This window comes from Acinetobacter sp. PK01 (assembly GCF_022819285.1).
GTDB classification, from domain to species: Bacteria; Pseudomonadota; Gammaproteobacteria; order Pseudomonadales; family Moraxellaceae; genus Acinetobacter; species Acinetobacter tandoii.
In genome coordinates this window covers 1,413,831-1,436,002 of record NZ_CP094643.1, presented here as the reverse complement: position 1 = coordinate 1,436,002, position 22,172 = coordinate 1,413,831, and the positions used below count along the sequence as shown (strand labels likewise).

21 protein-coding genes and 1 riboswitch are annotated in these 22,172 nt (G+C 39.4%); of the genes, 10 read left to right on the top strand and 11 right to left on the bottom strand.

Going from position 1 to position 22,172, the window contains the following annotated elements:
* Positions 1-178: 178 nt before the first annotated feature.
* The 7 genes from MP622_RS06855 to MP622_RS06825 all read left to right on the top strand — a co-directional run bounded on the left by MP622_RS06855 (position 179) and on the right by MP622_RS06825 (position 8,092).
* The gene (locus MP622_RS06855; protein ID WP_016167764.1) at positions 179-1,816 is read left to right on the top strand and encodes a CTP synthase; all 1,638 of its coding nucleotides are present in this window, start codon (positions 179-181) and stop codon (positions 1,814-1,816) included.
* A 38-nt stretch (positions 1,817-1,854) separates the two neighbouring features.
* Positions 1,855-2,712 carry a 3-deoxy-8-phosphooctulonate synthase gene (gene kdsA / locus MP622_RS06850; RefSeq protein WP_016167765.1) on the top strand — a complete coding sequence of 286 codons (858 nt, stop codon included), beginning with the start codon at positions 1,855-1,857 and terminating at the stop codon, positions 2,710-2,712.
* Positions 2,713-2,756: 44 nt separating this feature from the next.
* Complete coding sequence (eno, locus tag MP622_RS06845) at positions 2,757-4,046, top strand: phosphopyruvate hydratase (RefSeq protein ID WP_016167766.1); 1,290 nt, start codon at positions 2,757-2,759, stop codon at positions 4,044-4,046.
* Between the two features lie 17 nt (positions 4,047-4,063).
* On the top strand, positions 4,064-4,465 hold the full coding sequence (ftsB, locus tag MP622_RS06840; protein ID WP_026441130.1) for a cell division protein FtsB: 402 nt from the start codon (positions 4,064-4,066) through the stop codon (positions 4,463-4,465).
* Positions 4,455-5,147 (top strand): 2-C-methyl-D-erythritol 4-phosphate cytidylyltransferase, encoded by a 693-nt coding sequence (ispD, locus tag MP622_RS06835; protein ID WP_243793192.1) that lies wholly within the window; start codon positions 4,455-4,457, stop codon positions 5,145-5,147. Before ftsB ends, ispD begins: the two co-directional genes overlap by 11 nt.
* 126 nt (positions 5,148-5,273) lie before the next feature.
* Positions 5,274-6,410 (top strand): rod shape-determining protein RodA, encoded by a 1,137-nt coding sequence (rodA, locus tag MP622_RS06830; RefSeq protein WP_243793190.1) that lies wholly within the window; start codon positions 5,274-5,276, stop codon positions 6,408-6,410.
* A 206-nt stretch (positions 6,411-6,616) separates the two neighbouring features.
* Positions 6,617-6,705: riboswitch (glycine riboswitch) on the top strand.
* 142 nt (positions 6,706-6,847) lie between these two features.
* Positions 6,848-8,092: a D-amino acid dehydrogenase gene (locus MP622_RS06825; RefSeq protein WP_243793186.1), complete on the top strand. Its 1,245-nt coding sequence runs from the start codon at positions 6,848-6,850 to the stop codon at positions 8,090-8,092.
* Between the two features lie 61 nt (positions 8,093-8,153).
* On the opposite strand, the gene MP622_RS06820 is transcribed toward MP622_RS06825, so the two are convergent.
* On the bottom strand, positions 8,154-8,804 hold the full coding sequence (locus MP622_RS06820) for a hypothetical protein (protein WP_243793185.1): 651 nt from the start codon (positions 8,802-8,804) through the stop codon (positions 8,154-8,156).
* 101 nt (positions 8,805-8,905) lie between these two features.
* Here MP622_RS06820 and ispF point away from each other — a divergent pair, with 101 nt between their 5' ends.
* On the top strand, positions 8,906-9,397 hold the full coding sequence (gene ispF / locus MP622_RS06815; RefSeq protein WP_016167772.1) for a 2-C-methyl-D-erythritol 2,4-cyclodiphosphate synthase: 492 nt from the start codon (positions 8,906-8,908) through the stop codon (positions 9,395-9,397).
* Here ispF and MP622_RS06810 read toward each other — a convergent pair.
* The 7 genes from MP622_RS06810 to MP622_RS06780 form a co-directional block, all read right to left on the bottom strand.
* The gene (locus MP622_RS06810) at positions 9,385-9,909 is read right to left on the bottom strand and encodes a protein tyrosine phosphatase family protein (RefSeq protein ID WP_044738452.1); all 525 of its coding nucleotides are present in this window, start codon (positions 9,907-9,909) and stop codon (positions 9,385-9,387) included. The genes ispF and MP622_RS06810 overlap by 13 nt on opposite strands.
* 60 nt (positions 9,910-9,969) lie before the next feature.
* On the bottom strand, positions 9,970-11,061 hold the full coding sequence (locus tag MP622_RS06805; protein ID WP_042069147.1) for a 3-deoxy-7-phosphoheptulonate synthase: 1,092 nt from the start codon (positions 11,059-11,061) through the stop codon (positions 9,970-9,972).
* Positions 11,062-11,186: 125 nt separating this feature from the next.
* Complete coding sequence (locus tag MP622_RS06800) at positions 11,187-12,077, bottom strand: sulfite exporter TauE/SafE family protein (RefSeq protein WP_243793182.1); 891 nt, start codon at positions 12,075-12,077, stop codon at positions 11,187-11,189.
* Between the two features lie 132 nt (positions 12,078-12,209).
* Positions 12,210-12,506: a DUF1634 domain-containing protein gene (locus tag MP622_RS06795; RefSeq protein WP_243793181.1), complete on the bottom strand. Its 297-nt coding sequence runs from the start codon at positions 12,504-12,506 to the stop codon at positions 12,210-12,212.
* Entirely contained in the window at positions 12,503-14,059 is a 1,557-nt protein-coding gene (locus tag MP622_RS06790) for a PepSY-associated TM helix domain-containing protein (RefSeq protein ID WP_243793180.1), read from the bottom strand. Before MP622_RS06790 ends, MP622_RS06795 begins: the two co-directional genes overlap by 4 nt.
* A gap of 3 nt (positions 14,060-14,062) precedes the next feature.
* Positions 14,063-14,356: a hypothetical protein gene (locus MP622_RS06785; protein ID WP_243793179.1), complete on the bottom strand. Its 294-nt coding sequence runs from the start codon at positions 14,354-14,356 to the stop codon at positions 14,063-14,065.
* Positions 14,357-14,417: 61 nt separating this feature from the next.
* Entirely contained in the window at positions 14,418-16,589 is a 2,172-nt protein-coding gene (locus MP622_RS06780; protein WP_243793178.1) for a TonB-dependent siderophore receptor, read from the bottom strand.
* Positions 16,590-16,810: 221 nt separating this feature from the next.
* Here MP622_RS06780 and lpxB point away from each other — a divergent pair, with 221 nt between their 5' ends.
* Positions 16,811-17,980 (top strand): lipid-A-disaccharide synthase, encoded by a 1,170-nt coding sequence (gene lpxB / locus MP622_RS06775; protein WP_243793176.1) that lies wholly within the window; start codon positions 16,811-16,813, stop codon positions 17,978-17,980.
* Between the two features lie 17 nt (positions 17,981-17,997).
* Here lpxB and MP622_RS06770 read toward each other — a convergent pair whose 3' ends face one another.
* On the bottom strand, positions 17,998-18,921 hold the full coding sequence (locus tag MP622_RS06770) for an AraC family transcriptional regulator (RefSeq protein ID WP_104442182.1): 924 nt from the start codon (positions 18,919-18,921) through the stop codon (positions 17,998-18,000).
* Positions 18,922-19,108: 187 nt separating this feature from the next.
* Here MP622_RS06770 and MP622_RS06765 point away from each other — a divergent pair, with 187 nt between their 5' ends.
* On the top strand, positions 19,109-20,329 hold the full coding sequence (locus tag MP622_RS06765; RefSeq protein WP_243793174.1) for an alkane 1-monooxygenase: 1,221 nt from the start codon (positions 19,109-19,111) through the stop codon (positions 20,327-20,329).
* A gap of 72 nt (positions 20,330-20,401) precedes the next feature.
* On the opposite strand, the gene MP622_RS06760 is transcribed toward MP622_RS06765, so the two are convergent.
* Together MP622_RS06760 and MP622_RS06755 are read right to left on the bottom strand one after the other, a co-directional pair.
* Positions 20,402-20,887, bottom strand: a complete 486-nt coding sequence (locus MP622_RS06760) for a GNAT family N-acetyltransferase (RefSeq protein ID WP_243793165.1) — start codon at positions 20,885-20,887, stop codon at positions 20,402-20,404.
* A gap of 81 nt (positions 20,888-20,968) precedes the next feature.
* On the bottom strand, positions 20,969-22,168 hold the full coding sequence (locus tag MP622_RS06755; protein ID WP_243793164.1) for an acyl-CoA dehydrogenase family protein: 1,200 nt from the start codon (positions 22,166-22,168) through the stop codon (positions 20,969-20,971).
* Positions 22,169-22,172: the final 4 nt, after the last annotated feature.

The window sequence follows — 22,172 nt, the reverse complement described above, 5'->3', positions numbered from 1 at the left end:
ATTACAGATGAAAAATCCTGAGATTCCCCACTAAATTTTTATCGGAAATGCTGATAGAATAGCCAATTGTTTATTGATCTATGAATTGCTGCTAATTGACTTTGCTTTCTAGGTGCAGAGTAAAGTAAAATCGCACAACATTGTAGGCCGATTTAGGCTCCATTGTACGAGAAACTTAATGACCCATTTTATTTTCGTTACTGGTGGTGTAGTTTCATCACTAGGTAAAGGTATTTCAGCTGCTTCAGTTGCTGCACTTTTAGAAGCCCGTGGTTTAAAAGTCACCATGGTCAAAATGGATCCATACATTAATGTCGATCCAGGGACGATGAGCCCATTCCAGCATGGTGAAGTTTTTGTCACAGAGGATGGTGCTGAGACTGACTTGGATTTGGGTTATTACGAACGTTTCTTACGTCGTGCGAAAATGACCAAACTCAATAACTTTACTTCTGGTCGTGTTTATCAAGACGTACTCAATAAAGAGCGTCGTGGTGATTACTTAGGTGGTACTGTTCAAGTAATTCCACACATTACAGACAATATTAAAGAACGTGTTCTTCGCGCTGGCGAAGGTTATGACGTTGCCATCGTAGAAATCGGTGGAACTGTAGGTGACATTGAATCTCTCCCATTCATGGAATCTGTACGTCAGTTAATGGTTGAATTAGGCCACAAACGCACAATGCTGATGCATTTAACGTTGTTGCCATATATCAAATCTGCGGCTGAGTTAAAAACCAAACCGACTCAACACTCTGTAAAAGAGCTGTTATCTATTGGTATTCAACCAGATATCTTAATCTGCCGTACTGAATACGATGTAGATGCGGATACGACACGCAAAATTGCATTATTCACCAACGTAGAAGCGCGTGCGGTTGTGGTGTGTAAAGATGCGAAAACGATTTATCAAATTCCTCGCACATTCTATGAGCAAGATGTTGATGATTTAATTTGTGAACGTTTTGGTTTTAATAATTTACCAGAAGCCGATCTTTCAGATTGGGACAATGTAGTAGAAGCATTGTTAAACCCTGAATACACAGTTCGTGTTGCAATGGTGGGTAAATATGTTGAACTTCCAGATGCGTATAAATCTGTAAACGAAGCTTTATTACACGCTGGTATTCAAAATCGCGTTAAAGTTCAAATCGATTATGTGAATGCTGAAGACCTTGAAAGTCAAGACGTAGCAACTGCATTGAAAGATGCTGATGCGATTCTTGTGCCAGGTGGTTTTGGTGAACGTGGTACTGAAGGCAAAATGAAAGCAATTCAGTATGCGCGTGAAAACAATGTGCCATTCCTTGGTATTTGTTTAGGTATGCAGTTGGCTGTAATTGAGTTTGCTCGTAACGTTGCAGGTATTGCAGATGCGACTTCTACAGAGTTCAATCGTTCAACTAAATCACCATTGATTGGTTTGATTACTGAATGGTTAGATGAGCGTGGTGAAGTCCAACAGCGTAGCCTAGAGTCTGACCTTGGCGGCACAATGCGTTTAGGTGCACAAAAATCAGAACTGGTTGAAGGCACAAAAACACGTGAAGTGTATGGCAAAGCTGAGATTGTAGAGCGTCACCGTCACCGTTATGAAATGAACAATCGTTTCATTCCAGTACTTGAAGAAGCGGGGATGAAAATTTCTGGCTATTCACCTGTACAGCACTTAGTAGAAACAGTTGAAATTCCTCAACATCCTTGGTTTATTGCTGTACAATTCCACCCAGAATTTACAAGTTCTCCACGTGATGGTCATCCATTATTTGCAGGTTTTATTGGTGCAGCGAAAGCAAAACATCAAAAAGCTTAAGAATAAGGTAGGTCTAGGACTAAACTAGGAAAGTTTAAATGTCACAATTAAAACCACAAGAAATTGTACGTTTAGGCGATATACAAATGGCAAACCACTTGCCATTTGTACTATTCGGCGGCATGAACGTATTAGAGTCAAAAGATTTAGCTTTTGAAATTGCAGAAACTTATGTTGATATTTGCAAGCGCTTAGACATTCCGTATGTGTTTAAGGCAAGTTTCGATAAAGCGAATCGTTCGAGCTTAAATTCATTCCGTGGTCCTGGTTTGGAAAAAGGAATTGAATGGTTGGCAGACATTAAAAAGCACTTTAATGTGCCAATCATCACCGATGTGCATGAGCCGTATCAAGCTGCGCCAGTGGCTGAAGTTGCAGATATCATTCAGTTGCCTGCTTTCTTAAGTCGTCAAACTGACTTGGTTGAAGCAATGGCAAAAACCGATGCCATCATTAACATTAAAAAAGCACAATTCCTTGCTCCACACGAAATGCGTCATATTTTGCATAAGTGTCTAGAAGCTGGAAATGACAAGCTTATTCTATGTGAGCGCGGTTCTGCATTTGGCTATAACAACCTTGTTGTAGACATGTTGGGCTTCGACATCATGAAAGAAATGAATGTACCTGTATTCTTTGATGTGACGCATGCATTGCAAACGCCTGGTGGTCGTGCAGATTCAGCGGGCGGTCGCCGTGCGCAAATCACAACACTTGCTCGTGCAGGTATGGCAACAGGCCTGGCTGGTTTGTTCTTGGAAGCACATCCAGATCCTGAAAAAGCCAAATGTGATGGCCCATGTGCATTACGTATGGCCCAACTTGAGCCGTTCTTAGCACAGCTAAAAGAATTAGATACCTTGGTAAAAGGTTTCGCAAAATTAGATACTCATTGATGCTTTCTAAGGCATCTCGTTATTAATCAACTGAGGAATTATTCATGAGCCAAATCGTTGACATTCGTGCACGTGAAATTTTGGACTCTCGTGGTAACCCAACCATCGAAGCAGACGTTATCCTAGAATCTGGTGTTGTAGGTCGTGCATGTGCACCTTCTGGTGCTTCAACTGGTTCTCGTGAAGCTTTAGAACTTCGTGATGGCGACAAAGCACGCTATTTGGGTAAAGGTGTTAAAAATGCGGTTAACAACGTAAACACTTTAATCCGTGATGCTTTAGTGGGTAAATCAGTATTTGAGCAAAAAGACATCGATAACACGATGATTGCGCTTGATGGCACTGAAAATAAAGAAAAACTAGGTGCTAACGCAACTCTAGCTGTTTCTTTAGCTGCTGCACGTGCTGCTGCGACTGAAAAGAAAATTCCTCTTTTCCAATACATCGCAGACTTACGTGGTCAAACGACTTTGAGCATGCCTGTACCAATGATGAACATCATCAATGGTGGTTCACATGCAGACAATAACGTTGATATTCAAGAGTTCATGATTGAGCCAGTTGGCTTCACTTCATTCGCTGAAGCATTACGTGCGGGCGCTGAAATCTTCCATTCTCTAAAATCAGTTTTAAACAAAAAAGGTTTAAACACTGCTGTTGGTGATGAAGGTGGTTTTGCACCGAACTTGCGTTCAAACGAAGAAGCAATTACCGTAATTCTTGAAGCTATTGGTCAAACTGGTTACAAAGCTGGTTCTGATATTATGCTTGCGCTTGACTGTGCATCTTCAGAATTCTACAAAAATGGTCAATATATCCTTGCAGGTGAAGGCAATAAAGCATTCACAAGCAACCAATTCTCTGACTATTTAGCAGGTCTTGTAAACCAATATCCAATTATCTCAATTGAAGATGGTTTGGATGAGTCTGACTGGGAAGGTTGGTCTTACTTAACGTCTATCCTTGGTGATAAAATCCAATTGGTGGGTGACGATTTATTCGTAACGAATCCTAAGATTTTACAACGTGGTATTGACCAGAAAGTAGGTAACTCTATTCTGATCAAGTACAACCAAATCGGTACATTGACTGAAACTCTTGATGCAATTTACCTTGCGAAAGCAAATGGCTACTCAACTGTAATCTCTCACCGTTCTGGTGAAACTGAAGATTCTACAATTGCGGATCTTGCAGTAGGTACAGCGGCTGGTCAAATCAAGACAGGTTCACTTTGCCGTTCTGACCGTGTTGCAAAATATAACCAATTGCTTCGTATTGAAGAGTTGACTAATGCAATCTATCGCGGTAAAGCTGAGTTCAAAGGTTTGAACTAAGCGATTGAATGCTATTTATGTTAAATGTATTTGACTCCGTTGCGAGTAAATTACTATTGGGCCTTGCGATCGTACTGATCGCAGGGTTTCAGTACTTATTTTGGTTTGGTGAAGGTGGTTATCATGATCATCAGCAACTGACTCAAAAAATCCAACAACAAACAGAAATTAATGATGAGCTTAAAGAGCGTAATCGCGTTCTTGCAGCTGAAGTTTATGATTTAAAAAATGGTGTTGAAGCCATAGAAGAACATGCTCGTTTAGATTTAGGTTTGGTTAAACCGCGTGAAACGTTTGTTCAAATGAGTACCATCAGTACACAATATAAACCTATTTATATTGATCCTAATGCTAAAGCAGATTTGCGCACCAATGAAGATGACAATGCCATCCCACCAGAGCCAGTTAATGAGCAATAAGCTTTGGGTGGTGATTCCTGCAGCAGGTTCTGGACGTCGTTTTTCTCAGTCGGAATTAAAACAATATCAATTGCTTGATCACAAAACTGTATTAGAGCATACAGTGGAGAGATTAAACGGTTTAGCACTAGCAGGTTATGTACTTGTTGTTGCACAAGATGACAATATAATTTCAACCTTGGCTTTAGCTGCTCCTGAGAAATCACATTTTTGTATTGGCGGTAACGAGCGAGTTGACTCTGTATTAAATGCATTAACTTATCTCACGCAAATTGCGGATAAAGATGATTGGGTATTGGTGCATGATGCAGCGCGTCCTTGTGTCACTTTGCCTGTGTTAAATACATTGGTTCATAAAGCGATTGAAACAGATCAAGCTGCTATTCTTGCTATTCCAGTCCGCGATACTTTAAAGCGGGTTGAAACTGAAGCGATCATCAGCCGGACAGTGAGTCGTGATTTATTATGGCAAGCTCAAACTCCGCAAATGGCTAAACTGGGTGTATTAAAACAAGCAATTGAACTGGCTTTACAAGATCAGCAAGTGATTACAGATGAAGCAAGTGCGCTTGAATATGCAGGACATCCTGTGCAAGTGGTTCATGGGCGCTCGGATAATATCAAAATTACCTATCCAGATGATTTGCAGTTGGCGCGTTTGATTATCCAATCGCAAAGTTAATTTAAAAAACTTCTGCGCTTGCAGTGAATGTTTACGAAATAATTTTCCTGAACGTGGAATTAAGCATTCACTCTATCGCAGTTTAAATTTATACTCTGCTCACTTTTAGCTGTATTGCCTCATCAGATGATACCTTCTCAACAGTATCGTTTCTTACGCCAATCCTTACGTGATGGTCGAAGTATTAAAGACGATTCCTCCAAATGGCACCGTTTACATCTTGATCCTTGGTTGTTGGGATTGTTGGTTGTAAATTCTATTATTGGTTTAATGGCGGTTTATAGTGCCACTGCTGAAGATATGGGAATGGTACTGCGTCAGGCCACCAGTTTTGGTGTGGGTTTTATTCTGTTATTTCTTTGTGCACAAATTCCACCGAAGGTTTATCAGGCGACCAGTCCATATTTCTATCTGATTTCAATTGTGTTGTTGGTTTTGGTACTTGTGATAGGTGATACTCGTTTAGGTGCTAAGCGTTGGTTGACTGTACCAGGTATCGGTAGTATGCAACCCAGTGAGTTTATGAAGTTTGCCATGCCGTTAATGATGGCATGGTATTTTGCGAGAAAGCCATTTCCACCCAAATTGATTCATATTTTGGGGGCACTGGTCATCATGTTTGTGCCATTTGTATTGGTGGCTTTGCAGCCCGATTTATCCATTGGTTTGATTATTCCAGGGATTTTTGTACTGTTTTTAAGTGGTATGTCTTGGAGACTCATTCTAGGGGCTTTAACGGCGTTGGCTATTGCTGCACCCGTGTTATGGATGTATGTTTTACAGGCTTACCAAAAGAAGCGAGTATTAACGTTATTTGATCCAGAATCTGATGCGCTAGGTGCGGGCTGGAATATTATTCAGTCGAAAATTGCGATTGGTTCTGGTGGATTAATGGGTAAGGGGTATTTGGAAGGTACTCAATCTCATTTGGGTTATTTACCTGAACATCATACCGACTTTATTTTATCGACCTATTCAGAAGAGTTCGGATTTTTAGGTGTGATGTTCCTATTTGCGCTTTATGCAGCCATTATTTTCCGCTGTATGATGATTGGTCTAAACTCCTTCCATAACTATGGTCGTTTGTTGGCGAGTGCAATTGGTCTGACCTTCTTTTTCTTTGTTTTTTTAAACTCTGGCATGATCAGTGGTATTTTACCTGTAACAGGGGATCCCTTGCCTTTAATGAGTTATGGAGGTACAGCGGTAATTGCACTGTTGGCTGGCATGGGAATAGTTATGTCAGTGCATACGCACCGTTAAAAAGCATTAGCCCCAATCGGGGCTTTTTTTATACTTTGAAACATTATTTTTTCATTTACTACATCAAAATTCTCAAAAATAATAATCTTATAAACACATGAATTTAAAGGTAAATAATCTAGACTATGCTAATTTGGTATAATAAAGCATTTAATTTGTGTATTTTGCACTCGTAAATGGTATATATATTGCTCATATTATAATAAGCAATTATTGCAGGAGAGAAGCACAGTATGTGCTCGCCGAAGGAGCAACGACCCCGGAAACTCTCAGGCAGAAGGACTGTAATAATTTCAAAATCTGGAGAGAAGTGCATAAACATAACAAAGGCACTCACCGAAGGGGATGGTTATATGTTCAATATGATCGAAGCTCTCAGGTACCAATGACAGATGGGGCACAACACAAGGAATGCATGCATTTCCAAGGAGTGCTTTATGCCACATATTATTGTTATTGGCTCTGGAATTACTGGGGTAACTTCAGCCTACGAATTGTCACAACTGGGCTACGACGTAACCGTCATCGATAAACATCTTTATCCTGCAATGGAAACTTCATTTGCCAATGGTGGTCAGCTTTCGGCATGCAATGCAGAAGTTTGGAATCAAAAATCGACTGTATTGAAGGGCATTAAATGGATGTCTCGCAAAGATGCTCCGTTGTTGTTAAACCCATCTTTTGATGTGCATAAATATGCATGGTTAGTCGAATTTTTGGGCAATATTAAATACTATAAAGAAAATACCCGTGATACGGTGAAATTAGCACTGATCGCACGGAAACGTTTATTTGATATTGCTGAACAGGAACAAATTCAGTTTGATTTGGAAAAACGAGGCATTTTACATTTTTATCATAATCAGGCTGATTATGAAGTGGCAACACGAGTAAATGAATTACTTTGTACAGGTGGTTTAGAGCGCCATGCAGTCACACCTGAAGAAATTAAACAGATTGAGCCAAGTTTGACGGGTGACTACTATGGTGGTTTTTATTGTCCTGGTGATGCAACGGGAGATATCCATAAATTTACCAATGGACTAGCCAAAGCGACAGAAAAATATGGAGTAAAATATCGTTTTGGCTTAGAAGTGACAGATGTACAGCACCATGAAAAAGGGGTAACAGTGGTCTGTAAAGCCAGTACTGAAAATATGCATTCAGTAGAACAGACATCAGAATATTTTGACGCCGATGCTGTGGTGGTTTGTGGTGGTGTAGGTAGCTATCAATTGGCACATTTACTGGGTGATAAAGTGAATGTTTATCCTGTAAAAGGCTATTCAATAACCATTAACCTAAATGATGAGCAAAGCGTACAACATGCGCCATGGGTGAGCTTGCTCGATGAAAGTGCCAAGATTGTTACATCACGTTTAGGAGCTAGCCGCTTAAGAATTGCAGGTACCGCAGAGTTTAATGGGTATAACCGTGATATTCGTTCCGATCGAATTCAGCCTTTGGTGGATTGGGCGAATAAAAACTTCGATATCTCCACGCAGAGTGTCGTACCTTGGGCGGGTTTACGCCCCATGATGCCGAATATGATGCCAATTGTGTGTCGCGGTCGACGTGAGCGAGTATTTTATAATACAGGACATGGGCATTTAGGTTGGACCTTGTCTGCTGCTACCGCAGTGATGATTAGTCAGGAGATTGCTTCAGCTTATCCAGCTTAATATCAGCAAAAAAAGGCACAGAATTTTCTGTGCCTTTTTTTATTCCGTGAAGTTGTATAGATTAATCATATAGGCGATAAACACCAGTAAATCGCTCACAACCTTTTTGTTGGGTTTTGACAGTTAAAATTGCTTTGTAATAATCAAATTGATATTTACAGTCATGTTCATTGTCGACAATATTTTGTTTTTTCTCTGGGGTCGTATAAGCCAAGAAAGGAATCGTTTGAGTTTCTTTCTTGTTGTTTGGGTTACGGTAGGCAACCCCTTCAATTTTAATACTGTCTTTACCAAGCTGATGAACTTGTAGATGAATCGGTTGTTGCGCAAGTTTACCATTTTCAAATTTTAAATAATGTTGGGTCAAACTCTGATTCAACGAAGTATAAAAATTTAAATCATCGGTACGAAGCTCAAATTGTTGTTTAAAACAAGATTCAGACTTACATTGTTGTGTGCGTTTCAGCCATACACTATGGGTATCATCTAATAATCGTAATGGTGCATCACTGATTAAAAATGCGGTCAGATATTGATTTTTGAGTTTTTGCCGTTGCTGTTCGAAACTACTAGAACACATTGTTTTAATTGCAGCGGTGTCAGTTTTACTACAATCAATTTCTTGAGCGTAACTCAGGTTAGTGTACATGCAACCGATACCAATGAAAAATGCTATAGTTTTAAGGAATTTAATGTCTGTATTCAACAACATGATGGCTTATACTTTCACAACACTGTGCTAGTGTAACTATAGCGAAGTCGAAACACTGAATACAAGATTTCAAGCATTTATTTCTGAGGGAGCGTAACTTAATGGTCGCACATATTCGAATTGGTCAGGGAATGGATGTACACGCTTTTGAAGAAGGCGAATTTGTTACTTTGGCTGGCGTTAAAATTCCGCATACACACGGTTTAAAAGCTCATTCCGATGGTGATGTAGTACTACATGCGTTATGTGATGCATTATTGGGCGCACTTGCACTGGGCGATATTGGTCAGCATTTTCCAGATACAGATCCTGAATTTAAAGGCGCAGACAGTCGAGTGCTATTAAAACATGTGTACCAATTAATTTTAGATCGTGGTTATGTATTGAATAATGCTGATATGACAGTAGCCTGTGAGCGTCCAAAATTAGCAAAGTATAATTTAGAGATGCGACAATCAATTGCGGATGTGCTGAATGTGGATGTTACTCAAATTAGTATTAAAGCAACAACCACAGAAAAACTAGGTTTTACGGGTCGTCAGGAAGGTATTTTGGCAACCGCTACAGTTTTGATTAGCCATCAAGCAAAATGATTTACACTCATCAGTGACTGTTGTAACTCTTTGGTAGCTTTACGACCTTGAAGTTGTAAGGCTACAGCATGAATTAGTCCTGTCCACGTCTCATTTGGTTCCCAAACGGCATGTAGCAAATCTTGAGCGCTGGCGATATCTATGTCCATATAATACTGGCGATAAAGATAGATTAGGCTACTGACACGAAGGTTATGAGCACAATGAACCCAAACCATCTGCTCTTGAACCAAATGATGCAACATGTCTAAAACTAAGAGACATTGTTCATCTGAAGGTGTGTCCCAAAGAATAGGAATATGAACATAATTCAACCCTAGTTCTAAGCAAATACGGTCTTCATTCTGAAGATGGTTTTCAGCATCGTTTAGTGCCAGATTGATTACAGTTGTTACACCATATTCTTTGATGTGTTTTAACTGTTCAATTGTCGGTTGCCCAGAACTGAATAAATGTTCATGCACGAACTGGAAATGGTCAATGTGGCTTAAGGCGTTTTCAAGTTGATTCATAACGGTAACTTTTCATTGGCATTAAACAAAACGCCATCCTAGGGGATGGCGCTTGGATGCTTAGCGATTTGGTAATACATCTTTCAAAGCGTTGTGCATTTCTAGCAATACTTTCTCTGTTGTATCCCAGTCAATACAGCCATCTGTAACTGACTTACCATATTCTAAATCACATAGGTTGTCAGGAATATCTTGACGACCGCCTTTTAAATGGCTTTCAACCATAATACCGACAATCGATTTGTTTCCATCTAAAATTTGTTCAGTAATATTTTTTAGAACAAGAGGTTGCAAGAATGGGTCTTTATTAGAGTTGGCATGACTTGTATCAATCATGATTTTGGTACTGACTTTGGCTTTTGCTAATGCATTTTCAGCTTCTGCCACTGAGCCTGCATCATAGTTAGGTTTACCATTACCGCCACGTAAAACCACATGTGCATATGGGTTGCCGCTGGTGCGAATCACAGAAACTTGACCAAGTTCATTCAAACCTAAGAAACTATGCCCGTGTTTAACCGATTGCATCGCATTAGTTGCAACAGTTAAGCCGCCATCCGTGCCATTTTTGAAACCAACAGGGGAAGATAAACCTGAAGACATTTCACGGTGAGTTTGGCTTTCAGTTGTACGTGCGCCAATCGCAGACCAAGAAATTAAATCTTGATAATATTGTGGTGAGTTCGGGTCAAGCGCTTCAGTGGCACAAGGTAAACCTTTTTCATTCAATTCCAACAGCAATTGACGACCGATACGTAGACCTTTTTCAATATTGAACGAGTCGTTCATATCTGGGTCGTTAATTAAACCTTTCCAACCTACTGTAGTACGCGGTTTTTCGAAATACACACGCATTACGATATAAAGTGTATCTTTAACTTTTTCGCTGAGTACTTTTAGGCGATCTGCATAATCATGAGCAGCAACTGTATCGTGAATAGAACAAGGACCAATTACGACAAAAAGACGCTTATCTTTACCATCTAAAATATTGCGAATCGTTTCACGACCTTTAAGTACGGTTTGATATGCATTTCCAGTTAATGGCAATTCTTTTTTTAGTTCTGCTGGAGTTACTAAAGGCTGAATGCTTTTCACATTTAAGTCGTCAATGTCTGATTGAGTAATAGGGGTTGGCTGTTGTGTATTCATTGCTGTCACTAGATCGATCATACAAGAGTTTTTTAGTTGATTGAATATAGCACGATTTAATTAGCCTTTTGCTATACAAAAGACTAATAAAACCGTGAAAAAAACAGATTATCCCAATAGATAGTTTAAACGCTGTGTGATTTTTCTACAGTATAAACCATTGCAGTGGTCGGTTTTTGAACAGGTTTCGCTTTTACAGGATGAATCATAAAATTCACACCTAGGGCAAAAAGTGTGATCCCCAAGATTTTACGAATAATTTTTTCGGGTAATCGAGAACTAATCAATGTCCCGATAATGATGGCAGGAATTGAGCCGACCAATAACCAACCTAAAAGTTGGAAATCGACATTACCTGAGCTCATGTGACCAAGACCAGCCACGAGCGTGAGTAGAACAGCATGTACTACATCAGAACCAATGATGCGAATCATAGGTAAATTAGGGAACATGATGACCAATGCCATGATACCAAACGCGCCTGCACCTACAGAGGATAAAGTAACAAATACACCAAGCACCACACCCATGATAATGATATAAGCACGTTTATCTTTTGCTCGGAAGTTTACTTTTTCCAAGTCTTCGGTCATATCTAATTGTTCATCTTTGCGGAATTTATTGAAAAAGCGTTCAATATGCCCACGGAAAATAATAGATACACCAGTTAAGGTCAGCATAAAGCCTAAGACCATTGTCAGAACAGCTTTATAGTGTGTGGACTGACTTAAATAATTATCAAGCACCCAATGTGTGGCAAAAGAGGCTGGAATACTTCCTATTGCGAGCCAAAGGACGATGGGCCAGACAATATTCATTTTTTTGGCATGGACCATCGAACCGCAAAACTTAGAAATCGATGCATACAATAGATCGGTTCCAATTGCGATGTGAGGCTCAATTTTAAACAGGCTAATCAGAATAGGGGTCATGAGAGAACCACCGCCTACACCCGTAATACCCACACAAAACCCAACCAAAACGCCTGCAAGAATATATTCAAGAGAACCAAACATGTATAGAAGCCAAATATGATAAACCATGCATATGTTATGACTTTTTGAGATAAGTGTTTGTCTTGATAAATGATTTGCTTATGCAAAAAAACGCTAAAGCAATCTTTAGCGTTATATGAAATGATGTAAATTTTAGCTTCTTTTCTTTACCGAACTCTTTTTTAAGTCATTGATACACATAATTAAAAGAAGGGATACTGGGCTGGCAAAAATCCACCAACTGACAAATCCAATTGAGATTCCATAATGATCAATTAAAATGGCAGCAGCACTAAAGAATAGAAGATAAGCTAAACAGCGACTAATGAATGGATATTGCGTCAAAACATGTAGCGAGGATTGCTTGGTTTTCATAATCTGCTTGCTACTAAGCAAGTGCAAAACCCACAAACCTAGAAAGATAAAAGCAAAGCTAAACATAATCATCATGACGTTTTTACCTCTGGTGTTGAAGTGAGTTTCTTGATGATTTTTTGTTTAGCTGTTGTTTGAATCGGATGAATATTCTTAAAAATAAAATAGCTTAAAATAGCGAGTAAAATAAAAAATAGATCTACACGGAAAAAAGCCCAGTAGCTCTTAAGACTATCAATATACTGGTGCTGAATTAAGTAAAATAAATCAAAAACAGGTAGACATGCAGCCAAGATAATTAAGCAGATCAATTGAGACCGCCACAGCCATTGTTTTGGCGTGAAAAATGCTGCGACCAAACTTAAGCCCCAGAATATAAAGAAATTGTAAATTTCATAATTGGGCATATCAGCGGTGATAAAGACCAAACGATTGGTATAGAAATAACCCATCATTGCGAAGGGTAAACCCACAAAAGTCGCTACATTCAGTCGGTCGACAAGATAATGACCCCAGTGAAACTGCTGTGTTTTATTTTGGAGTTGTCGTTTTAGACTCCATAACAATAGTCCCGATGCAATCATGCAACAACCTAACAGCCCTGAAAAAAATAAGGCCAGACGTAACAAGGGTTGAGCAAAGGTCGCCATATGTAAGCCATACACACCAAAGCTTAAGGTGGCAACAGCACTATCATTCCGTGTTGCGGCTGTCATCAATGCATCGTGCCCACGTAAAGTAATTTGGGGTTGATTGCCCGTAATACTATGATCTTGTAGCTGTGTAAACGTGTATAAAGCTTGATTTGTATTTGGATTTTGTACCGAAATGGAACGCAATTCTTGTTTGCCCCAATGCTGTTCCACTTTTTGCAGTAATTCTGACATTTGCAAATTAGCCTGAGGTGTTATTGATGTGTTTTGCGTTACGACATTGGTTCGGATTTCAGTAAAATACTGATATGGATTTTCAGGATAAAGCGCTTTCATACCCCACGGAAGATACAAATAAAAGAAAATTGCTAAACCCGTAAAGGTAATCATCAAGAAAAAAGGCAGTGCAATCACAGAGGATACATTATGAAAATCAAGCCAAGAACGCTGTGATTTAAAGGTTCGAAGAGTAAAGAAATCAGTGAAAATCTTTTTATGGGTAATAATGCCTGAAATTAGGGCAATCAGCATAATAAAAGCAGCGATAGAAACGGCAACTCGTCCGATATCAACTGGTAGACCAAAAAGTTGGTAATGGAAGTGATAGAAAAAGTCGCCACCTTCAGTAGCTGAAAGGCTCAATTCTTTTCCTGTAGTTGCATCTAGAGTTTTACTTTCATAGCCGCCATCTGCTTTTTGCCAATAAATATTATTGACAGGTGATTCGGCTGAGGCAATACCTATAAACCATGATTTTGCGTCGGGTGCATGATTTTGCAAATAGTTTGTCGCCGATAGAATGGCGATTTGTTGTTGAATTTCATATTTTGCCAGTTGGGGTTGCATCCATAAGTTAATTTCGTGGCGATAATACGATGCTGTTCCCATTAGGAATATTGCGAATATGACCCATCCGAGCAATAACCCTGTCCAAGAATGTAACCATGCCATCGATTGACGAATACTTTTATGCATGAGTTAACCCATTCCAAGAAATAAGACAAAAAGAACAGCACAAGATGCCGTGCTCATGAGAGTGAGCTTCATCAGTGATTGAATGCAGAAACTGGTAATCACAAAGAAAACATAAAAAAGAAGACTGATGAAAGCCGCTAAAAAGATTGATTCTGCTTTGGGTAAACTCAGATGAAACAGATGTGTTAAGGCTAAACTGAGTAAAGCGGTACAAATAAAACCGAGTATGAAGGCTATAATAAAACGATACAGCACTTGAATACGGTAGGTCAGAGAAAGAGGTAATGCTTTACTCATAAAATGAATCACTATGGAAATGCAAAAAACCAAGCCTGATGGTTCAGGCTTGGCGGGTTCATTAATACTTAAATTTTACAGACACTGTATAGTTTGCTGGCTCGCCATAAAATGCTTGACCATTAGGGAAGCTATTTAAATACTTCTTATCGGTAATATTATTACCGTTAACCTGTAGGCTGACATGTTTGTTGACGTCATAGCTTGCCATTAAGTTGATTAGGGCATAATCATCCTGAGTGATGGTGCTGTTTAAATTTGAGTCATAGAGTTTAATATTATCTTGCCATTGAAAACCAGCACCAACTTTTAATTTAGGTAAAGCAGGCATTGTATATGTCGCTAGTAGGTTAATTGTCTGATTTGGATTGTAGGTTCTGGCGGCACCACCATTTTTCAGATCTTTCAGGCTGAATTGTGTATATCCAAATGCCAGATTTATGTTATCGGTTAATTGACCAGATAGACCAAGCTCAACACCTTGGGAGCGTAGGTCACTGCTTTGTACCTTACGATTTAATGGATTGCCATCAGAGTTGCGCAGAGGATAGTTATTTTGCTCTGTTCTAAATACAGCAAGTGAGCCAGTTAATTTATCGTCTAACCATGAGCTTTTAAAACCAGCTTCATAGCTTTCACCTTCGACTGGTTTGAGTGCTTGCCCCGTGGTTTCTTCTATACCCGTTTGTGGTCTGAAAATAGATGTATAGCTCATGTAACCCGTATATTCTGGTGTGAAATTATAAGTTAATCCTGCATATGGGGAGAACTTACTTTCATCATAGTTCATGGCAGAGCCATAACTTATGCCTTTACTCGAGGCCTCAACATAATTGCCACCTAAAATGAATTTTAAATTATCGGTTAAATGTAGACGTGTGGCTGCATAGAAAGAGTTGATATCTTGTTTATAGTCGGCTGCATCAGAAAATGCAGACCATGTGACTGATTTGGGTGTCCAGCTTGCCCAATTGGTTGTGTATTGTGTTGTATATGAAACACCATTATAAACACTAGTTACATTGTTGATATTACTGTCATTAATAAAGCCGCTAGATTGCTGATCATTCTGTTTAGATTGAATGCGGCTGTATCCGAAAGTAGCTTCGTGTTCTCGATTAAATAAGTCGTAACTTCCTTCAAAATTTAGGTCGGCAAGATGTTGACGTAGATGTTCTTTACCACCCCATGCTGTGAGGGAAACTCCTGAACCATCGGCTTGTGGATTGCCGTAATAATAGAGTAAACGGCTATTATGTTCTAAATCATTGTAGTTATAGGTAAGTTTAGCAGCCCATTTATCTCCAAGTTTTTGTTTTAACTCTACAAAGGCATTTTGAGCAGTATTGTCCCAATGTGCCCAGTCTGGGTTTGGATTGTATTTTTGGTCATAAGACAGTTGTTGACCATTTGCTCCAAGTAAAGGTAAAGCTCCCCAGTTGTTTGCATTAGGTTTATTCTGATTTTGGCTATAACCAACAGTTAACAAGGTCGTATCTGTCAGATCCGCTTCAATTACTCCTGCAAAACCATTTTTTTCAGAAGAATACCGATCTAAATAAGAATCCCGCGTTTGTTCATAGCCCATTAATCGGCCACGAACGCGTCCATCTTGAGTAAGAGACCCTGAAATATCTGCTTCATAACGTTCAGTATTCCATGAACCATAGCTCATTCCTGCATTGGCTTGAAACTCTTTGGTTGGGCGTTTACGAATATTGTTAATTGTCGCGCTAGGGTCACCAAAGGCATTGGAAAGGGCATCGGCGCCTTTAATCACTTCAACTCGATCATAGAAGAAAGTATCAGGATTGGTATTGTTATAGTTCCAGTTAGAAAGAGGAAAGCCAACACTGTCAGTAAGAATATTAGAGATTTCAAACCCACGTGCCATATAAGTAGTTCGTTCAGTTTCCTGATTAAGAACCGTCACCCCTGGCGTATTTTTTAATACTTCGCGTGTTGAATTTAAGCCGAAATCATCAATTTGCTGACGTGTCACCACATTTACGGTTTGTGGTGTTTCCTGTGTATCAATATTCAGTTTGGTTGCACTACTGCTTTTTTTAACGTTATAGGCCTTGGTTTGCTCGGAGTTTTGATTGGTTGTTACATCGGCTTGTAACTGAATAGTAGACAGGGTTGCAACATCATCTTGGGCAAAACTAAGATTGATATGAGCAATGGTAAGAGCAAGTAGGGAATACTTAAATAACGCGGGCGACTTTGACATGATAATTGATAGTGTAAATGATTCGCATTAAGTTTATTTTTAAATTTAATGATGTTCAATTGTGTAACTATTGTAAATCTAGATGAATTAAAAAGACTTCATGGTCAAATTAGATTTAGAAAGTGGTGTAGTTTTACGCTTTAGCCATTTTCCTAAATTTTTCAAATGCACTGCCTATGCTAGAATATTGAGACGTTTAACTTTGAACAGAGCATAAAGTCTTGAACAACAAAAAATTAAAAATAGGCATCGTCGTCGGTGAAGTTTCTGGTGATACTTTAGGTGCTAAATTAATTCGCAGTTTTCGTGAGCAAGGAATTGATGCTGAGTTTGAAGGAATTGGCGGCCCACAAATGATTGCGGAAGGCTTTCAAAGTGACTATCCGATGGATATTTTATCGGTGATGGGGATTGTTGAGGTCTTAAAAGACATTAAAAAATTATTTGCAGTACGTGATGGTCTGGTTGAAAAATGGACAAAACAACCCGTAGATATCTTTATCGGTATAGATGCACCTGATTTTAATTTGCGCTTATCGAAAAGTTTGAAACAAAAACAGTTACCGATTAAAACCGTACAATATGTCAGCCCTTCGGTTTGGGCATGGCGACAAGGACGTGTGCATGGAATTAAGGCAAGTATTGACTTGGTGCTGTGTTTATTTCCGTTCGAGAAAGCATTTTTTAAAAAATTCGATGTACCAGCAGCTTTTGTTGGTCATCCATTAGCAAGTCAACTGCCTTTAAAAAATGATTTGGTCGAAGCTAAGCAAGAACTTGGTTTGGCAACGAATCATAAGCATATTGCGTTATTACCAGGCAGTCGCCGTGGAGAGGTTGAACGCTTAGGTCCATTGGTACTCAAAGCGGGAGAAATTCTGAGCCAAAAATACCCTGACTACGAATTTCTGATTCCAGCGATTAATGATGCACGTAAACATCAAATTGAACATTTACTGCAACATTATTCTGATGCTTTCCGCGCTAAAGTGCATTTATTAGAAAATACAGACACGGAGTCTAAAATTGGTCGTCAGGTGATGAATGCAGCTAATATTGTGGCTTTGGCTTCAGGCACCGCAACTTTGGAAGCGATGCTGTTACACCGTCCGATGGTGACTTTTTATAAACTCAATTCTTTAACTTATTTCATTGCAAAATTACTGATTAAGATTCCTTATTATTCTTTGCCTAACATTATTGCAGGGAAAAAAGTGATTCAGGAGTTGATTCAGAATGATGCAACACCAGAGAATTTGGCACATGAAATCGAAAAACTGATGAATATTGAAGTGGCGCAAATTCAGGTTATGCAGCATATTACCATGCATAAACAGCTACTTTCGGGCAATAGTGAAGATCCCGTACAAGCCATTTTAAGTTTGCTGTAACGTACGCCGTATTTATGCTATTGCATAAATTGTTGGCGATATTGAGTAGGTGTGAGATCAAATTGCTTTTTAAAGGTTTGACTGAACGCTGTTTCGGACGCATAGCCCACCAAATGGGCAATTTGTTGAATCGTGTATTGTCCTTGTCTTAGGTATTGTGATGCAATGCGTAGCCGATGTTGCTGCAAATAGGCAAGAGGCGTTTCACCCACAATTTGACTAAATAATTGAGCAAATTTAGAACGGGACATACAGCATTGTTCTGCGAGGGTTTCTACCGTCCAAGCGCGTTGCGGTTGCCCGTGAATGGCTGCTAAGGCATTGGATAATTCTGGATGAGAGAGAGCCGCTAACCAGTTTTTGCTATCACTCAGTTGTAAAATGTAATCTCGAACGCATTCAATAAAAAATATACTCACTAAATGATCTAAAATTTTGTCACGACCTGGCTGGACTTGTAGCGTTTCTACCGCTAAAAACTGTAAGCCAATCTGTAACCATTCAGGAATCGTTTGTCCATTCATTTGATGCAGATGAATAGAGTGGGGTAAGGCATTTAACAATGGTCGTGCCATGATACTGTCCATATGGCAGCGGATTGCTAAGATGACAGTCTGTTTTTCTTCACCCGTGCCAAATTCAATACTTTTTTCACCAGTTTCATCGAAACGATGGGTAATATTTAATGTATCAACCAAAGGGTTTGGCGTATTAAAGGCGGTATGGCTTTGACCCGAAGGGATTAAAATTAAATCGCCCGCACGTGCTTGAACTTGTGTAGTTGCATCTAATTGAATGATGGCATGACCTGTGACCATAGCATAAGCCACCATCGCACTCTGGTCTTGATATTGAAAACACCAGTCTCCTTGCGCTTTCAAATAAAGGTATTCCGATTTGTTCAGATGAATATCATCAAAAATTTTACTTAGTGCATCCATGTCTTTTCATTCTTTCTTATCTGCTGAAATATACAACGATCAGCAGTTTGTCATATGTGTTTGTAGGTCATTGTTTATCAAATTAAGCCAAAGACGATTACATAGTTTTTATGGACGGTTACTACTGTAGCTTGAGGACGAATTAAGAAAATATATACATAACAAGAAAAGAAGGAAAGGTTTGCAAATGAATGCAACAGTCAAAGTAACAGAACAGGATTCGATTTTGCTTCCAGTTAAAGCGGGGATGGCTTTAGATAAAAAACGTTATTTATGGGCAATCAGTCCCGCTTTACCTGTGATTGGTATGGGAATTTTAGCAGGCTATCAGTTTGCACCACGTCCATTAAAAAAGGCATTTGCTTTAGGTGGCCCCTTATTGCTTCATGTCATTATTCCTACAATTGATGCATTAATTGGTAAAGATCAAAACAACCCATCTGCTGAAGATGTGAAATTACTAGAACAAGATCCTTATTATGCGCGTTTGGTAAAAACTTTTATTCCACTTCAATATGCAGCCAATGTTTATGCGTGTTATTTGGTGGGACGTAAAGAGACGTCTTTATTGGACAAAATTTTACTCGGTGTTTCTATGGGAGCAATTAATGGTATTGCAATCAATACAGCCCATGAATTAAGCCATAAGTCGGATCGCTTGGATCATATTCTGTCACATTTGGCCTTGGTCCCGACAGGCTATAACCATTTTCGTATTGAGCACCCATATGGGCATCATAAGCGTGCGGCAACACCAGAAGACCCTGCATCCTCGCGTATGGGGGAAACTTTTTATGAGTTTTTACCTAGAACCGTGATTGGCTCGTTTAAATCTGCAATTGAAATTGAAAGTAATCGTTTGAAGCGTAAAGGCAAGACGTTTTGGTCTAAGGATAATGAGTTATTACAAGGCTGGGGAATGAGTGCCACATTTCATGCCAGCATGATTAAAATGTTTGGTGCAGGTATTACGCCATATTTACTCACACAATCTTTATATGGCATTAGCTTGTTTGAAATTATTAACTATATTGAGCACTATGGTTTGTTGCGCCAGAAAGACGAAAATAGCAAATATGAGCGAACCATGCCTGAGCATAGTTGGAATAACAATAACATTGTGACCAATTTGTTCCTATATCAATTGCAACGTCATTCAGATCATCATGCTTATCCAACACGACCATTCCAAGCTCTGCGACACTTCGATGAAGCACCAGAGTTACCAAGTGGCTATGCGAGTATGCTTTTACCTGCGATGATCCCGCCATTATGGTTCAAAATGATGGATAAGCGTGTATTTAAACATTATGGCGGTGACTTAAATAAAGCCAATATTCACCCTAAGCGTAGAGCACAGATCTTTAAGAAATTTGGTGTAATAGATAAATTACTGAACTCATCATGATTTATACACCATTTAAAATTGAGTAAGCAATGACATCAATTCAGTAGGATTGATGTCATTTTTGTGCGTATTTTAAAGGGTTTTTTCCATCCAGATTTCACAGGCATGGCTATGACCTGTATGACCTTTGGGTGCGGATAAGTGTTGAAAGCCCAACTTTTCATAAAGTTTTACAGCTTGCCATAAAGATTCGGTGGTTTCCAAATAACAGGAACGATAGCCTCGTGCCAAAGCAAATTTAAAACATTGTTCTAAGATTTGTTTGGCAAAACCTAAACCACGAATTTCAGGTAAAAAGTACATCTTTTGAATTTCAAGTGTTTCATGATCACCCATAAGCGGCGAAAGCCCACCACCACCTAAAATTTGACCTTGTGCATTTTCAATCACCCAATACTGTGCATTGGGCTGACTATAGACTTGATATAAATTGTCTAAAATAGGGTCTGCAACAGCAAAGCCAGATTCAGGTGCAAGGCCAAATTCTTTAGACACTTCACGAATAATTTGGGCAATTGCGGGATTATCTTGTTCTTGGAGCGTACGAATTTGAAACATTAGATAAGTAAAGTATTTAAATGATGGATTGTTATAGCAAATAATCCATCATTTGTAAGGGCATTTTTAAGCGGATAGTACTTACTTTAATTCACTTGAATTTTTACCCAGTTCACGCCGTGCAATAATCAATTGCTGGATTTGCTGCGTACCTTCAAAAATGTCTAAGATTTTAGAATCACGTGCCCATTTCTCTAAAAGCTCGGTTTCGCTATAACCGACAGAAGCTGCAAGTTCCACACACTTTAATGTAATATCATTGCCAACACGACCTGCTTTGGCTTTTGCGATAGAAGCCTCTTTAGAGTTTGGTTTTTTATTGTCTGCCATCCACGTAGCTTTTAACATGAGCAGACGTGCGGCTTCCCATTCTGCTTCCATTTTATAAATCTGCGCTGCTAGGTTGGAACATTGCAAATAAGGGGTGGCATAGTTTGAATCAAGTTGATCCTGAAAAATTTCTTTGATGCGTTCTAAAGAGGCTTTGGCACATCCAATAGCCATTGCAGCGACCAAAGGACGCGTGTTATCAAAAGTTTCCATCACCCCAGCAAAGCCTTTTGCGACATCAATTTCGGCATTGCCGAGTAAGTTTTCCGCAGGGACACGACATTGGTCAAAACGAATCACGGCAGTATCAGATGCTTTAATTCCGAGTTTGTGTTCCAGTCGTTCAACTGTCATACCTGCTGTACCTTTTGGGACTACAAAAGATTTGATGGCAGCACGACCAAGTTTTTTATCCAGTGTCGCCCAGACCACAACAGAATCGGCACGTTCGCCAGAAGTCACAAATATTTTTTCACCATTTAAGATGTAGTCGTCACCATCTTTAGTGGCTGTGGTGCGAATAGCAGCAGAGTCAGAACCACAATTGGGTTCGGTGATTGCCATTGCAGCCCATGTGCCTTTGAAGCGCTCCAATTGTTCATCGTTCGCAACGGCAGCAATCGCTGAATTGCCAAGTCCCTGACGTGGCATAGACAGTAACAGCCCTGTATCGCCATAACACATTTCGATAATGCCCAATGCTGTAGACATATTGACGCCATTTTTATTGCTGTCATCTTGTGAACCGCGTTTTCCTACCGCAGCTCCAGCGTTAATGCCTTCACCGCCGTCATTCATGCCATCGAGTAAGGATGCGAGCATATCCAGTTCTTTTGGGTAGGCATGTTCGGCTTTGTCGTATTTGCGTGAAATTGGACGTAATACATTTAATGCAACTTCATGGGCTTGGTCGAGTAAGATTTTAAATTTTTTAGGGTTTTGTAAGTTCATAATC

Bases quoted from the DNA above. Each gene is read 5' to 3' on its own strand.
- MP622_RS06855 (WP_016167764.1), top strand. From the start codon at position 179: ATGACCCATTTTATTTTCGTTACTGGTGGTGTAGTTTCATCACTAGGT.
- ftsB (WP_026441130.1), top strand. From the start codon at position 4,064: ATGTTAAATGTATTTGACTCCGTTGCGAGTAAATTACTATTGGGCCTT.
- MP622_RS06760 (WP_243793165.1), bottom strand. From the start codon at position 20,887: ATGTTTCAAATTCGTACGCTCCAAGAACAAGATAATCCCGCAATTGCC.
- kdsA (WP_016167765.1), top strand. From the start codon at position 1,855: ATGTCACAATTAAAACCACAAGAAATTGTACGTTTAGGCGATATACAA.
- MP622_RS06765 (WP_243793174.1), top strand. From the start codon at position 19,109: ATGAATGCAACAGTCAAAGTAACAGAACAGGATTCGATTTTGCTTCCA.
- eno (WP_016167766.1), top strand. From the start codon at position 2,757: ATGAGCCAAATCGTTGACATTCGTGCACGTGAAATTTTGGACTCTCGT.
- MP622_RS06755 (WP_243793164.1), bottom strand. From the start codon at position 22,168: ATGAACTTACAAAACCCTAAAAAATTTAAAATCTTACTCGACCAAGCC.
- MP622_RS06820 (WP_243793185.1), bottom strand. From the start codon at position 8,804: ATGTTGTTGAATACAGACATTAAATTCCTTAAAACTATAGCATTTTTC.
- MP622_RS06795 (WP_243793181.1), bottom strand. From the start codon at position 12,506: ATGATGATTATGTTTAGCTTTGCTTTTATCTTTCTAGGTTTGTGGGTT.
- MP622_RS06825 (WP_243793186.1), top strand. From the start codon at position 6,848: ATGCCACATATTATTGTTATTGGCTCTGGAATTACTGGGGTAACTTCA.
- ispD (WP_243793192.1), top strand. From the start codon at position 4,455: ATGAGCAATAAGCTTTGGGTGGTGATTCCTGCAGCAGGTTCTGGACGT.
- MP622_RS06785 (WP_243793179.1), bottom strand. From the start codon at position 14,356: ATGAGTAAAGCATTACCTCTTTCTCTGACCTACCGTATTCAAGTGCTG.
- MP622_RS06805 (WP_042069147.1), bottom strand. From the start codon at position 11,061: ATGAATACACAACAGCCAACCCCTATTACTCAATCAGACATTGACGAC.
- MP622_RS06780 (WP_243793178.1), bottom strand. From the start codon at position 16,589: ATGTCAAAGTCGCCCGCGTTATTTAAGTATTCCCTACTTGCTCTTACC.
- MP622_RS06810 (WP_044738452.1), bottom strand. From the start codon at position 9,909: ATGAATCAACTTGAAAACGCCTTAAGCCACATTGACCATTTCCAGTTC.
- MP622_RS06790 (WP_243793180.1), bottom strand. From the start codon at position 14,059: ATGCATAAAAGTATTCGTCAATCGATGGCATGGTTACATTCTTGGACA.
- rodA (WP_243793190.1), top strand. From the start codon at position 5,274: ATGATACCTTCTCAACAGTATCGTTTCTTACGCCAATCCTTACGTGAT.
- ispF (WP_016167772.1), top strand. From the start codon at position 8,906: ATGGTCGCACATATTCGAATTGGTCAGGGAATGGATGTACACGCTTTT.
- MP622_RS06800 (WP_243793182.1), bottom strand. From the start codon at position 12,077: ATGTTTGGTTCTCTTGAATATATTCTTGCAGGCGTTTTGGTTGGGTTT.
- MP622_RS06770 (WP_104442182.1), bottom strand. From the start codon at position 18,921: ATGGATGCACTAAGTAAAATTTTTGATGATATTCATCTGAACAAATCG.